We start from the raw sequence: 13,317 nt of genomic DNA, 5'->3' as shown, positions 1-13,317 counted from the left end.
AACCGCCGCACGAACCGCCGCACGCCCCGGCCGCGTCGCGCCCCGCGTCACGCCTCCAGCACCGCCCGGAGCGGGAGGTCACCCGCCGTCGGTCCGGCCAGGACCTCGTACGGGCCCGGTTCCGTCACCCACGTCGCCGCCCCCGGGGACCAGTGCTGCAGGGCGCGCGCGGGGACCCGTACGACCGCCGTCGCCCGCTCCCCCGGTCCGGCCTCGACCGCGGCCCAGCCCGCGAGCCAGCGCACCGGGCGCTCCACCGCCGAGTCGGGGCGGGCGAGGTACAGCTGCACCAGCTGACGGCCGGCCCGCGCACCGGTGTTGCGCAGGACCACCGCGAACTCGGCTACGGGGGCGCCTCGATCGCCGGGGAGCCGGGTCAAGGTCTCGAAGTCCCAGGCGGTGTAGCCGAGTCCGTGCCCGAGCCAGTACGCGGGCGCGCGGCCGGTGCGCAGCCAGGCGCGATGGCCGATGTGCAGGCCCTCGGGGTGGGCCAGCCGGCCGTCCGGGGCGGGGCGGGTGCTGCGGACGGGGGCGTCCGCGAGGACGGCCGGCCAGGTGGTCGGGAGGCGGCCGCCCGGTTCGCGGTGGCCGAAGAGGACGTCAGCCAGTCCGCTGCCGGCCTCCTGCCCCGGGAACCAGGACAGCAGGACGGCCCCGGCGTCCGCGCGCCAGGGCAGCTCGACGGGGCCGCCCGCCTGGACGACGACCGCCGTGCGCGGGTTGGCGCACAGCACCGCGCGCACCAACGCGTCCTGGGGCGCGGGCAGGCGCAGGTCGGCGCGGTCGTGCCCCTCGCACTCGCCGCCGTCGGTGGTGCCGACGACGACGACCGCGGCGTCGGCCGCGCGGGCCGCCGCCACCGCTTCGGCGAGCGCCTCGGCCGGTTCCGGGGCGGGCGGTGCGGCGGCCAGGACGGTGGCCCGGCCGGTCCCCGGCGCCAGCTGGCGGCGGGCGCACACCCGTACCTCCCGGCCCTCGACGAGGCGCACCCGGACGGTGCGCAGCGGGGGCCGTACGTGCACGACGGCCGGGTCGTCCGTCTCGGCCGGGAACTCCCCGTCGAGCACCACCTCGCCGTCGACGGTGAGCCGCATCCGCCCGAAGCCGCCCAGGCCCAGCGTCCATGCGCCGCTCACAGGAGGACGGAGTACGCCGGCCAGCTCGACGGTGTCGGATCCGGGGGGCAGCTCGGGCTCCAGCACCCGCCCCGAGGGCAGGCCCAGGGAGGACAGCACGACTCCCCCGACGTCCAGGACGCGCAACCGCACCCCCGGCGCGCCCGTCCGCGGGTCGCGGGAGAGTCCCCCGGCGACGGGCAGCGGTTCCGCGTCGTGCAGGGTCGGGCCGGGGGCGTGCAGGACCCGTACCCCGGCGGGCAGCGCGGCCCGGATGCCCTCCAGCGGACTGACCACGGAATGCGGGAACACCTCGGCGCTGCCGCCCCCTTGGGCCCGCGGGCGGCCGGCGTGCGCGCCGATGACCGCGAGGCTGCGCAGCCGGCCCGCGGCGAGCGGCAGCACACCGCGGTTCTCCAGCAGCACGGCGCCGGCGGCCACCGCGTCGCGCAACACCGCGGCCGTGTCGCCGGGGGCGGCCGGGAGGTCCTCCGCCGGGGCGGCTCCGGGTGCGGTGAGGGCGCCCACCCGGGCCGCCAGCCGGAGCAGGCGTCGGGTCTTGTCCGCCACGGCCCCCGCCGGCACCAGGCCCGCGCGGACCGCTCCGGCCAGCGCCTGCCCCCAGGGGCCGGACGGGCCCGGCATGGCGAGGTCCTGCGCCGCGGATCCGGCGGCGGCCGTCGAGCGGACGGCGCCCCAGTCGGAGACGACGGCGCCGTCGAAGCCCCACTCCCCCTTCAGCGGTTCGGCGAGGAGCGGACTCTCGCTCATGGTCGCGCCGTTGACCGCGTTGTACGCGGACATCACCAGCCAGACCCCGGCCCGCACGGCCGCCTCGAAGGGGGCGAGGTACAGCTCGCGCAGCACCCGCTCGTCGATCCGGGCGTCCAGGGTCAGCCGGTCGGTCTCGGAGTCGTTGGCGACGTAGTGCTTCGCGGTGGCGGCCACCCCGCGGGACTGGATGCCCCGGATCAGGGCGGCTCCGGTGCGTCCCGCGAGCAGCGGGTCCTCGGAGAAGCACTCGAAGTGGCGTCCGGCGAGGGGGCTGCGGTGCAGGTTGAGGGTGGGGGCGAGGACGACGTGGACGCCCTTGCGCCGGGCCTCGTCGCCCAGGAGCACGCCGAGGCGGTGCACCCGGTCCTCGTCCCAGAGCGCGGCGAGCGCGCTCGCCGACGGGAGCAGGGCCGCGGTGTCGCGCTCGTCCCAGCCGGGTCCACGCACCCCGGCCGGCCCGTCGGAGAAGACGATCGGCCGCAGCCCGACGGCCGGTTCGGCGACCGTGCGCCAGGTGTCCGCGCCGGTGAGCAGCCGGACCTGGCCGTCGAGGTCCAGTAGGTCCGGCAGATCCAGCGGCTCTGGCCGGGCCGTGAGCCGTTCCTCGTCGTCCACGCCACCGCCACCACCGCCGCCGCGCATGCGGGCCCCTTCGTCCGGATCGTCCGAGAGAGCGGGAGAGCGCTCTCCCAGATGATCCCGGGCCGGGGCGGAGGCTGTCAACGGATGTGAACCCGCCCTGCGCGGCGGTCAGTTCACGGTCACGTCCACGGTGGGCGACACGGCATCGCCGACCATCACCCGCAGTTGTTCCTTGCCCTTGTCCCGGAACGCGTTGTCCAGCGAGAAGCTGCTTCCCTGCTTGACGGTCGTACTCGCCCGCAGCGTCGTCCACTTGGCGCCGTACTTGTGCTGGAGCACCACCTTCGTGCCGATCGGCACGCCCTTGGTCCGGCCGGTGAAGGTCACCTTGTCGCCCGCCTTCACCGTGGTCGGGGTGGCCGTGAGCGTCACGGAGCCGGATGCGGATGCGGAGGGGCTCGGCTTCGGCTTCGGGGTCGCGGCGGCGGAGGCGAAGGTACCGGCGGCTCCGGCCGCGAGCAGGGCTGCGGAGAGGGCGCCGACGGCGGCCATCCGGACCCGGCGACCGCTTCGGCCGCGAGGACCGCGCGGGCCGCGCAGGTAGCTCGTTGCTGCGTTCACATTGGACTCCCGTGGTGACGGACTCTCCCATGTGGAGCAAAAACACCCACTATGGGGCGATTGACGCGGGTTCGATGCTACGGACATCCGTCGAGGCGTGTCGACTCGATCTTGGTCGTCCCACGGCACGCGGTCGGTCGCCCCACGGCCCGCGCCCGATCGTCCTACCGTCCGCGGTCGGTCGCCCCACAGCCCGCGCGCGGTCGTCCCACCGCCCGCGGGCGGTCGTCCTACCGCCCGCGCCGGGAGGGCGCGCGCCGGTTCAGCGCGGCGCGGCTGATCCAGTACGTGAGGATCAGCCCCCAGAAGAGCGGCACGGCCAGCCAGCCGACGAGCCCGACGCCGAGCACCGGCAGCGCCAGGACGGCCACCGAACCGAGCGCCATCGACGCCACGGCCACCGCCATCGCCACGACCGGGGGGCAGCCGCGCGCGGTGAGCAGCATCGGGCGGCGCAGCCGCGGCGAAATCTTCCCGCGCTGCCACAGCACCCAGCCCGCCCACAGCGCGAGGATCAGCACCGCCCCGACGGCGGTGACGGCGGCCCGGGTGGCGCCGTCCGTACCCTCGGGGGCCCGGCAGCCGAGGGAGAGCACGAATCCGACCAGGGCGGGCCAGCGCGCGCCGGCCGCGACCCCCCAGGCCATGGCCTCCAGGTTGAACCGGGCGTGCCGGTCCTCCAGGTCGAGGGCGGCCGAGTCGACGAAGCCCTCCGCGGCGCGGGTCCAGGCGGCGCGGCTGAACCAGCTGCGCCGCATGTGCAGCGTGGCCAGGTTGTTGTGGGCCTCGCTGTTCTCCGGATCGAGGCGCAGGGTGGTCTCGTACGCCAGCCGGGCGGTGGCCCGGTCGCCGAGGCGGTGGGCGAGCAGCCCGACCATGAAGTGGGCGGCGGCCGCTTCGGGTTCCAGCTCGGTGGCCCGCCGGGCGGCGACGTACGCCTCGGTGCGCCGGCTCCGCTGGCCGCTCTGCTCCAGGACGACGGCGAGGCAGTGATGGCTGCCCCAGAAGAGCGGGCCGATCTCGATGCAGCGGCGCGCGGCCCCTTCGGCCTCGGCGAAGCGGCCCAGCTTGCTGAGGACGTCGACCCGCACCAGCCAGGCGTAGATGTTGTCGGGCGCGACGCGCAGGGCGTCGTCGATGCTCCGCAAGGCGCCGGCCAGGTCGCCGAGCGAGCGGCGGCAGCGCGCGAGGAGGATCAACGCCCCCGCGTCGTCGGGGTGTTCGGCCAGGTGGGTACTGGCGAGCGCCGCGGCCTGCTCGAAGCGGCCGAGGTCGTGCAGGGCGTCGGCCCGGTCGAGGACCCCCGCGTCGACGCGCTCCGGGCGGGACGGTTCGCTGCTCATCCGATCTTCTTCCGGTCGTGGACCACGGTCACCAGGGCCGGGACGAGACCGGTCCAGAACACCAGCTGCGGGACGTCCCGTTCGGTCCACGGGACGACCGCGAGGAGCACGGCCGCGAGCGTGGCCCAGGCCGCTTGGGCCAACACCACCCGGGCCCACGGTTCACGGGCGATCAGCGGACGCACGCTCAGTCGCGCTCCGACCCGCATCCGCCGGTAGCGGCGCCAGGCCCCGAAGCCCCAGACGGCGCTCATGAGGACGAGCGCCCACAGCCGCATGCCGATCGGCAGGGGCAGGGCCTTGGGCTCCTCGCCCTCGGTCGGGAAGACGTCCAGGGCGACCGCGGAGACGGCCAGGCAGGCGAGGGCGAGCCACCGGGTGCCGCGCAGCATGCGGTAGACGGCGGCGTCGAGTCCCGCGCGCAGGTCGGCCGAGCCCGGTACGGCGGCCAGCGCGGCGGCGAAGGTGTCGGCGGCCCGCGCCGCGCTGGTCCCGGGCTTGTCGGCCTCGCGGCGCGCGAGGTAGGGCACGGCGAAGGTGTTGGCCGGGTCCGTCCCGAGCAGGGTCCGGCGGGCCTGCTCGGCGGCCTCCTCGCGTCCCGTCTCGGTGGCGACGTAGAGCAGTACCTCGCAGACGTACCGCTCCTCGGGGCCCAGCCGGGCGGCGGCCAGCGCCTCCTCCCAGGCCTCGTCGGGGCGCCGGGGGTCGACGAGCATGAGCAGTTCGGCGCGCGCGGTGCGGGCGAGCCAGTTGTCCGGGTCGATCCGGACGGCCCGCTCCATCACCTCGAGGGCGTCCGTGTAGCGGCCGACCCGGCGCAGGCAGAAGGAGCGGACGAAGTGGGCGTCGTAGTGCTCGGGGTCGCGGACGAGCACGTCGGCGGCGGCAGCGTAGGCGGCCTGGTAGTCCCGGAGTTGGAAGTGCGCGCGGGCGAACCAGACCCGGGCGAGGAGGTCCTCCGGGTCTTCGGCCAGGCGTCGCCCGAGCACCTCCAGCGCCCGGTCGGCGCGGCCCGCGTCGACGAGGGCCACGCCCTGTTCGACGAGCGGGTCGCGCACCTGGGGCGGGGGGCCGGTGTGCTGTCCGGTCACAGCTTCCGCTTCTTCTTCAGGTAGGCGAGCAGGTCGTCGTACATGCCGCCGTCGTTGGCGAACATGGCCACATTGCGGGCGGAGGCGAACCAGGGCTCGCTGGAGGGGCGGATCTGCTTCGCCGCGGAGAGCAAGTCCTTCATCCCGATCATGCGGACGGTGCCGGTGCGGGCGGAGTCGAGCAGGGCGGTCTCGGCGGCGCTCTCGCACACGTGGGCGAGGTCGGCGCCCGAGAAGTCCTCGGTGGCCTTGGCGAGTTTGCCCAGGTCCACGGCTTCGATGGGGCGTTCGCGCAGGTGGTAGCGGAGGATCGCCTCGCGGGCGGCGGCGTCCGGCGGCAGCACGAGCAGGGTCCGGTCGAGCCGCCCGGGGCGGCGCAGGGCGATGTCCACGTCCCAGGGGACGTTGGTGGCCGCCAGGACGAAAACGCCTTCGTGGGCGCCGCTGCCGACCCCGTCCAGCTCGGTGAGCAGCTGGTTCACGACATTGCGCAGACCGCTGTGGGCGGTCCGGCTGCGCTTGGCGCCCAGCGCGTCCAGTTCGTCGAGGAAGACCACGCAGGGCGCCTGACGGCGGGCGGTCTCGAAGATGTCGTGGACGTTCTTCTCGGACCGGCCGATCCACATGTCGAGGATGTCGGAGAGGGAGATGGACATGAAGCTCGCGCCGAGCTCGCCCGCGACGGCGCGTGCGATGAAGGTCTTGCCGCAACCGGGCGGGCCGTAGAGGAGCAGGCCGCCGCGCAGGCTCTTGCCGTAGAGCTTGCGCAGCTCGGGGTTGCGCATGGGGGCGAGGAAGGCCGCTTCGAGGCGGTCCTTGACCTCCTGCATGCCGCCGACGTCGGCGAGGCGTACGGTCCCGGGCGCGTCGACGTCCCAGGGCGAGTCGGCCGCGTCGCCGTCCGCTCCCGTGCCCTCGCTGGTGAGGGGGCGTTCGCGGCCGTCCTCGCCGGCGTCGGCGTCCGCCGCGTCCGCCGTGAAGCGGGGGCCGACGACGCCGTCGAGTTCCTGCTCCGCCGCGGCCCAGTCGAAGCCGGGGGCTGCGGGCGGTTCGGCCGCGGGGGTGGCGGGGGCCGGCGCCGCGGGGGCCGGCGCGGGCGCGGATCCGGCCGGGGGCAGGCCCATCGCACGGACCATCAGCGCGCGGGCGTCGGCGTCCGCTGGTGCGTACTGGAGGGCGACGGCCGCTTCGGCCACGGCGTCGTCGGGCCGGCCCGACGCGAGCAGCATCTCGGCGAGGTGTAGGCGCAGGGGGACGTCGTCCGGCGCGGCGGCGACGGCCGTGCGCAGGCTCCGGATCAGGGGGGACTCGTCGGACATGGCTTCACCCTATGGAGTGAACCCCGATGTGACGAAACCTGACCGTCGTTGACGGGTGGCCGGTGACCGCACGCCGTCGGCGGCGGGTGATCATGGAGGCTCCGGTCCGCGGACCGGCCGACACGTGGGAGGCAGCACATGGGCGTAGGGCCGACCGTTCCGGTCACCGTGGTCACCGGCGGCAGCAGGGGGATCGGCGCGGCGACCTGCCTGCGCCTGGCCGCCGCCGGGCACCGCCTGGCACTCGGATACGTCAGCGACTCCGCGGCCGCGGAGGGCGTCGCGGCCGAGGTGCGGGCGAGGGGCGCGGCGTGCGTGACCGTGCGCGTGGACACCTCCGAGGAGGCGGACGTGGACCGGCTGTTCGACCGCGCGCGGGCCGAACTCGGCACGGTGACCGGGCTGGTCAACAACGCCGGGGTGACGGGTCCGCTGGGCCGGCTCGCGGACGCCCGCACCGCGGACCTGCGCCGGGTGCTGGACGTGAACCTGCTCGGGTACCTGTTGTGCTGCCGCCGGGCCGCCCGCGACATGGCCGCCTCGGGCGGCGGGGCGATCGTCAACGTGTCCTCCGCCGCCGCGACCCTCGGGGCGTCCGGGGACTACGTCCACTACGCGGCCAGCAAGGCCGGCACCGACGCCCTGACCGTGGGCCTGTCCAAGGAACTCGGGGCGGACGGGATCCGGGTGAACGCCGTGGCACCCGGAATCATCGACACCGACATGCACGCGGCCATGGGCGACCCGGACCGCGCGGCCCGCTCGGGCCCCGGGATCCCCCTCGGACGCCCCGGGCAGCCCGGCGAGGTCGCGGCGGCCATCGCCTGGCTGCTGTCGGACGAGGCGTCGTACACGACGGGCACGATCCTGCGCGTCGCCGGCGGCCGCTGACCCCGACCGACGCCGGGCCGACACGGTCTGAAGCCGACACGATCCGAAGGAGACGGCCTAGCCGGCGCCCATCGCGGCGCGGGTCTGGGGGCCGTAGACGCCCGTGGGGTCGCCGGTCAGGCCGCGGTCGCTCTGGAACTGACCGACCCCGCGCCGGGTCTGTTCGTCGTAGACGCCGGTGAGGGAGACGTACGTGAACCCCTGCGCGAAGAGTCGTTCCTGCAGGGCGCGCACCTCGGCGCCGGTGTCCCCGGGCCGCAGGGTGCCGCCGGCGGGCGGGGCCGGGGTGCCCGGTGGCGTGACGGGCTGCTCCGGCCGCACGGAGCGGCTCGGCGTCGGGCTCGCGGAACCGGCCGGGGCGGAGCTCGACGGGGCGGGCGCGGAGGGGCGTGTGGACCCGGTGGAGGACGCGTCGGGTTCCCCGGCACCCGGACTGCGGGCCAGCAGGCCGGGGCCGGGCACCTCGGGCGGTCTGACCGGGCGCGGCGGATCGTCCGGCGGGGAGTCGAGCAAGGTGAGCAGGGTGGCGGCGGTGAGCAGCGCGAGGAGCCCGAGGGCCACCAACGAGTAGCGGGTACCGCGTTCGCGCCGCCCGGGCGCGGGCGGTACCGGTACCGGTACCGGGGCCTGGACCTCGATCTGGACCTCGACCTGGACCGGATCGACGGGGGCCGTGCCCGTGGCGTCCGCCGGGAAGGTCCCCTGGTCGGCCCCGGTGGGCGAGGGGGTGGTGACCGGGTCGTGCTGCGGCCAGAGCGGGGTGCTCGTGCGGCGCGGGCCCGCCCGGCGGGAGGAGCGCCCGCCGCGGGCGACGTAGGGGCGCACGAGGAGCCGGTCGTCGAAGACAGGGCCGTTCTCGTCGGGGTGGTGGGGCACGGTCGTCTCCAGGCAGGGCCAAGGGTCAGGGGGTGGCCCCTGGGGCCAAAGTAGCGCGAACCAGACGCCGTCCCCACGGCGGGGCCGGAACATGCCGCTCCACCCGGCCGGAAACGGTCGCCGGGTCGCGCAGCGCGCCGACGGGTCGTCACCCGTAAGCGGGACAGGACCCCCGCGTCCAGGACGTGCGTGCGGCATGGTGGAGGGATGCAGTTGCGCCGGGCCGTCCCCTTGTCCCTCGTCGTGCTCCTCGCGGGCACCGGATGCTCCTCCGTCGGTGACGGCGCCCAGGCTCCGTCCTCCTCCCGCCCCGCCGCACCGTCCGCCGACGCCTCCGCGCCACCGCGGGGCGGCCGCACCGGATCCTCGCCTTCCGGGGCGCCCCCCGGCCCGCTCTTCCTGGTGCCGGGCCCGGCGTGGAACGTCCGGCGCTCCCCCGGCGCGCACACCGACACCCGCGGCCACACGGGCACCGGCACCGATGGGCCCGCGCTGTCGCCCGCCACACCCACGCCCGGGGCCGACCTCGGGTCCGGGTCCGAGTCGGGGGCCGGGGCCGGGTCCCCGGAGGAACGCCGGGCCGGCGAACGGGCGATGCGGCCCTCGGCGCCCCGGCGCACGTCCCCCCGCAAGACCGCGCCGTCCCACCCCCGCCGGTACGCGGCCCCACCGCCCGCCCGGGTGAGCGGGCAGCAGGAGATGGACGACCTGTGCTCGGCCGCCGACGGCACGCTCCCTCCCTCCGTCGTGGACCTGTGCGTGGGCCGCTTCGGCGAATGAACCTCGCGCTCTGAGCCGCGCGTACGGCCCCGGACGGCGGCGCGCCGCGGCCGCTCGCGACAATGACTTGACCCTCCCCCTGTGTCAGCCCTTGCACTGGAAGACGTCATGTTCACCATCGGAGACTTCGCCAAGCACGGCCGGGTGTCGGTCCGCATGCTGCGCCACTACGACGCCATCGGTCTGCTGCACCCCGCACGTGTCGACCCCCACAGCGGGTACCGCCACTACGAGGCGGCCCAGCTCTCGCGGCTCAACCGGATCATCGCGCTCAAGGACCTCGGCTTCAGCCTCCAGCAGGTGGGCTCGATCCTCGACGAGCGCCTGGACCCGCAGGAGTTGCGCGGCATGCTGCGGCTGCGCCGTACGGAACTGGAGAGCGCCATGGCCGCCGCGGCGGACCGGCTGGCCCAGGTCGAGACGAGGCTCCGGACCATCGAGAGCGAGGGCACCATGTCCGCCGAAGACATCGTGATCAAGAGCCTGCCGGCCGTGCGAGTGGCCGAGCTGACGGGGATCGCGGCGAGTTACGCCCCGCAGGACATCGGGCCGGTCATCGGGCCGTTGTTCGACGACCTCTGCGCCCGGGCGGACGCGGCCCGGGTGACGCCCACCGGTCCCGGGGTCGCGTACTACGAGGACGCGCCGGACCAGGACGGCGGGGCGATCCTGGTGCACGCGGCGCTGCCCGTGGCGGCCGGGGTCCGCGCCGAGGACCTGGGCGGGCAGGTGCGGATCGTCGTCCTCCCGGCCGTGGAACGCGCGGCCACCGTGGTGCACCGGGGCGCGATGGACGACGTCATGCCCGCCTCGCAGGCGCTGGCGCGCTGGCTCGACGCCCGGGACCTGCGGTCGGTCGGCTACGCCCGCGAGGTGACGCTCGCGTGCCCGCCCGACCGGAGCCAGTGGGTCACCGAGCTCCAGGAACCGATCGCGTAAACGGTCGGGGCCCGTGGGCGCGCCGTGCGTAGGCTGCCGGAATGAGACGCGTTCTGGTGGTCGGGATCAGCGGTGCGGGGAAGTCGACGCTGGCGGCGGCGCTGAGCCGGCGGCTCGGAGTGCCGCACCACGAGATGGACGCGCTGTACTTCACCGGGCCGCGGTGGGGCGTGAACGGGAGCTTCGTGCGGGACACGGCCCGCCTCGCCGAGCGGGACGCGTGGATCTTCGACTCGCTCGGCTATCGCGCCGTCCGCGACCTGTTGTGGGAGCGGGCCGACACGATCGTCTGGCTGGATCACCCGCGGCGGGTGGTCATGTGGCGGGTGCTGCGGCGTTCCCTGCGCAGGACCGTGCGGCGCGAGCGGGTCTTCGGGGGCAACGTCGAGGGTTGGCTCGGCTGGCTGCGGGCCGACCATCCCGTGTGGTGGGCGTGGTCGCGGTACGCCGCCCGGCGCGCGGAGATCGCCCGCCGCGCGGCCGACCCCCGCTTCGCCCCGCTGCACGTGGTCCGCCTACGCGGCCAAGCCGAAGCCACGGCCTGGCTGCGCGGCATCGAACACCCCGACGCCGCCTAGCCCGCCCGCCACTTCCCGACCCACCCTCCGGGGGCGCCTCAAACGCCGGCGAGGCTGAAACTGAACCCGGCACAGGGCCGCCCCGGCGAGCTCCACATTCCAGCCCCGAGGTCCCTCCGGGGGCGCCTCAAACGCCGGCGCGGCTGAATCAGAACAGCCCCGGGCGAGCCAGACACCCCAGCCCCACCACTCCAGCCCCGCCGGCGATTGAGGCGCCCCCGGAGGGGACCCCCAGCACCAACAACAACCCGCTCCTACACACGGACCCAGCGCAGCGACAGCCCCAGGCGAGCCGGACACTCCAGCCTCGCCACTCCAGCCCCGCCGGCGATTGAGGCGCCCCCGGAGGGGACCTCCGGCACCGACGACGGCCCGCTCCTACACGCGGACCCGGCGCAGGGGCAGCCCCGGGCGGGGCCGACGTTCCAGCCTCGCCGGCGTTTGAGGGGCTCCCGGAGGGGGCTCGGGCAGCGGCGGGGATCCGGGCTGGAGCGGCTCCTGGGCGCGGAGCGGGCGGACCCGCCGCAGCCGGCGCAGGGTGGTGCGGGCGTGGTGGCCCCGGCGGCGCCACTCGGCCCGCGGAATCCCCGCGCGCGGCCCCCCACCGGTGATCAGCGCGTTCACCGGGGCGTGCGGATCGGCGGCCATCCCCTTGGCCACCAGCACGCCCACGATCAGCGGGAGCAGGGCCACGGCGACGGCGGACCCGGCGGTGGTGACGTTCCGCAGGCGCGGGTGGCGGCTTCGGTTGAGGGCGTCGGATGTCATGTCCTCATTCGAGCAGGACCGACCGCGCGGGGAATCGGGCGGCGTACTCAGGTCGTTGGGGGTGAGGTACTCAGACGGCGCGGACCGGAAGGGCGGAACACCATGGCGGACGCGGCACCCGGCGGCTTCGAGCCCGCGACGGGCGACGGACCGCCGCCGGCGCACGGCGCGGCGGCGGCGAAGGCACGGGCCGCGGAGGTGCGCACGGCCTACGAAGGGCTGCTCACGATGCGCCGGATCCTGGCCGGCGGCGCCGCGGCCGCCGAGGGGCCGGACGCCTTCCCCGTGCCCGCGCCCTGGGAGCGGCAGCGGATGCCGCGCGCGGTGGCGCTCGTACTGGAAGCCGCCGGCTTCGCACCGTCGGCGCTGGACGCGGCGGGCGGGCGGGCCGCCACCGGTTACCGGGTACAGCCCGGGGAGGGACCGGAGCGGGTCGAGGTGAGTTGGGTGGGGCCGCCGGGGGGCGGGGCCGCCGCCGCGGAGGAGGAGCGGCTGTCGGCGTGCGCCGAGGTGCTCGGGCGGCACGGCTGGGAGTGCCTGCTCTACCGGGGGCCGCGGCGCCGGCGCTTCCTGGAGGTGGAACCGCGGCGCTGAACACGGCGCGCCCCGGCGGTCGGCGCCGGGAAATCCGGTGTCGTCCCGTGGTGGCGGTGGTGCACGCTGGCCGGATGAGCATGATGGACGCCCTGGCGGCGCGGGTCGACGGCGGCGAGACGGTGTGGTTCCGGCCCGGGGGTTCCTCGATGGACCCGCTCGTCCACGACCGGGACCAGGTGGTCGTGGCGCCGGTGGACCGGTCCCGGATCGAGGTCGGCGACCTCGTCCTGGCGCGGGTCGACGGCGCCGTTTGGCTGCACCTGGTCTCGGCGCTGGACCCGGCACAGGGGCGGGTGCGGATCGGCGACGACCGCGACCACACCAACGGTTGGACGGACCGCGAGCGGGTCTACGGCATCTGCGTGAGCGTCGACGGGGTCCCGCGTCCCGGCGCGGCGGAGCGGGTCCGCCCGCGGACCGCCCCTGCTCCTCCCGCACTGCCCGGCTTGGTCCCGGCCCGGCGGCTGGACCTGGTGCCGCTGGCGGTCGAGCACGCGCCGGAGATGGTCGGCGTACTGGCCGATCCCGCGCTGCACGAGTTCATCGGCGGTGCGCCGGCGGACCTCGACGCGCTGCGCGCCCGCTACGCGCGCCAGGTCGCCGGCTCCCCCGACCCGGCCGTCCTGTGGGGCAACTGGGTGCTGCGGTCGCACGCGGGAGGGCGACTGGTCGGGACCGTACAGGCCACCGTCGCGGACGGTACGGCGGAGGTGGCCTGGGTCATCGGGACCGCCTGGCAAGGGCACGGCTACGCCCGGGAGGCGGCGCGCGCGCTGGTCGCCGCGCTGACCGCGCCCCCCGCCGGCCCGGCCCTCGCGCACACCGTGGTCGCGCACGTCCACCCGGACCACCACGCCTCGGCGGCCGTGGCCGCCGCCTGCGGACTCGCGCCCACCGCCGAAGTGCAGGACGGCGAGGTCCGCTGGCGTCTGGGCCCCCTGCCCTAGTTGTATTGCCTCGGGAGGTTGTGGACGGGTGATGGAGGTCTCGGCTGAGGCGTCTTGAATGGGTGAGGGCCTTCCGGGTTCGGTGTGGATTGCGAC

Annotated in this window: 13 protein-coding genes; 6 read left to right on the top strand and 7 right to left on the bottom strand. The window is 75.9% G+C overall.

What is annotated here, in order from left to right; genetic code table 11:
* Positions 1–47 precede the first annotated feature (47 nt).
* The 5 genes from ACZ4UB_RS37195 to ACZ4UB_RS37175 all read right to left on the bottom strand — a co-directional run bounded on the left by ACZ4UB_RS37195 (position 48) and on the right by ACZ4UB_RS37175 (position 6,845).
* Positions 48–2,531, bottom strand: coding sequence for a glycoside hydrolase family 3 C-terminal domain-containing protein (locus ACZ4UB_RS37195; protein WP_468077357.1), 2,484 nt, complete (start codon positions 2,529–2,531; stop codon positions 48–50).
* A 108-nt stretch (positions 2,532–2,639) separates the two neighbouring features.
* A complete protein-coding gene (locus ACZ4UB_RS37190) occupies positions 2,640–3,092 on the bottom strand; it encodes a hypothetical protein (RefSeq protein WP_468077355.1) in 453 nt (150 codons plus the stop codon).
* Positions 3,093–3,322: 230 nt separating this feature from the next.
* On the bottom strand, positions 3,323–4,435 hold the full coding sequence (locus ACZ4UB_RS37185; protein ID WP_468077353.1) for a tetratricopeptide repeat protein: 1,113 nt from the start codon (positions 4,433–4,435) through the stop codon (positions 3,323–3,325).
* Entirely contained in the window at positions 4,432–5,526 is a 1,095-nt protein-coding gene (locus tag ACZ4UB_RS37180; RefSeq protein WP_468077351.1) for a tetratricopeptide repeat protein, read from the bottom strand. The genes ACZ4UB_RS37185 and ACZ4UB_RS37180 overlap by 4 nt, the downstream gene beginning before the upstream one ends.
* The gene (locus tag ACZ4UB_RS37175) at positions 5,523–6,845 is read right to left on the bottom strand and encodes an AAA family ATPase (RefSeq protein ID WP_468077349.1); all 1,323 of its coding nucleotides are present in this window, start codon (positions 6,843–6,845) and stop codon (positions 5,523–5,525) included. The genes ACZ4UB_RS37180 and ACZ4UB_RS37175 overlap by 4 nt, the downstream gene beginning before the upstream one ends.
* Before the next feature lie 138 nt (positions 6,846–6,983).
* Here ACZ4UB_RS37175 and ACZ4UB_RS37170 point away from each other — a divergent pair, with 138 nt between their 5' ends.
* On the top strand, positions 6,984–7,736 hold the full coding sequence (locus ACZ4UB_RS37170) for an SDR family NAD(P)-dependent oxidoreductase (RefSeq protein WP_468077347.1): 753 nt from the start codon (positions 6,984–6,986) through the stop codon (positions 7,734–7,736).
* Between the two features lie 57 nt (positions 7,737–7,793).
* Here the strand turns inward: ACZ4UB_RS37170 and ACZ4UB_RS37165 are convergent, their stop codons facing one another.
* A complete protein-coding gene (locus tag ACZ4UB_RS37165) occupies positions 7,794–8,612 on the bottom strand; it encodes a peptidoglycan-binding domain-containing protein (protein ID WP_468077345.1) in 819 nt (272 codons plus the stop codon).
* A 207-nt stretch (positions 8,613–8,819) separates the two neighbouring features.
* On the opposite strand from ACZ4UB_RS37165, the gene ACZ4UB_RS37160 reads away from it, so the two are divergent.
* The 3 genes from ACZ4UB_RS37160 to ACZ4UB_RS37150 all read left to right on the top strand — a co-directional run bounded on the left by ACZ4UB_RS37160 (position 8,820) and on the right by ACZ4UB_RS37150 (position 10,909).
* A complete protein-coding gene (locus tag ACZ4UB_RS37160; RefSeq protein ID WP_468077343.1) occupies positions 8,820–9,392 on the top strand; it encodes a hypothetical protein in 573 nt (190 codons plus the stop codon).
* A 108-nt stretch (positions 9,393–9,500) separates the two neighbouring features.
* Entirely contained in the window at positions 9,501–10,331 is an 831-nt protein-coding gene (locus ACZ4UB_RS37155) for a MerR family transcriptional regulator (protein ID WP_468077391.1), read from the top strand.
* A gap of 41 nt (positions 10,332–10,372) precedes the next feature.
* Entirely contained in the window at positions 10,373–10,909 is a 537-nt protein-coding gene (locus ACZ4UB_RS37150; RefSeq protein WP_468077341.1) for an AAA family ATPase, read from the top strand.
* Positions 10,910–11,287: 378 nt separating this feature from the next.
* Here ACZ4UB_RS37150 and ACZ4UB_RS37145 read toward each other — a convergent pair whose 3' ends face one another.
* Positions 11,288–11,677: a hypothetical protein gene (locus ACZ4UB_RS37145; protein WP_468077339.1), complete on the bottom strand. Its 390-nt coding sequence runs from the start codon at positions 11,675–11,677 to the stop codon at positions 11,288–11,290.
* Positions 11,678–11,779: 102 nt separating this feature from the next.
* Between ACZ4UB_RS37145 and ACZ4UB_RS37140 the strand changes: the two genes are divergently transcribed.
* On the top strand, positions 11,780–12,271 hold the full coding sequence (locus ACZ4UB_RS37140) for a hypothetical protein (RefSeq protein WP_468077337.1): 492 nt from the start codon (positions 11,780–11,782) through the stop codon (positions 12,269–12,271).
* Between the two features lie 440 nt (positions 12,272–12,711).
* Positions 12,712–13,221: a GNAT family N-acetyltransferase gene (locus tag ACZ4UB_RS37135; RefSeq protein ID WP_468077389.1), complete on the top strand. Its 510-nt coding sequence runs from the start codon at positions 12,712–12,714 to the stop codon at positions 13,219–13,221.
* Positions 13,222–13,317: the final 96 nt, after the last annotated feature.

This window comes from Streptomyces sp. NPDC028419, from assembly GCF_055565515.1.
This window is presented reverse-complemented; position numbering and strand designations above follow the sequence as displayed.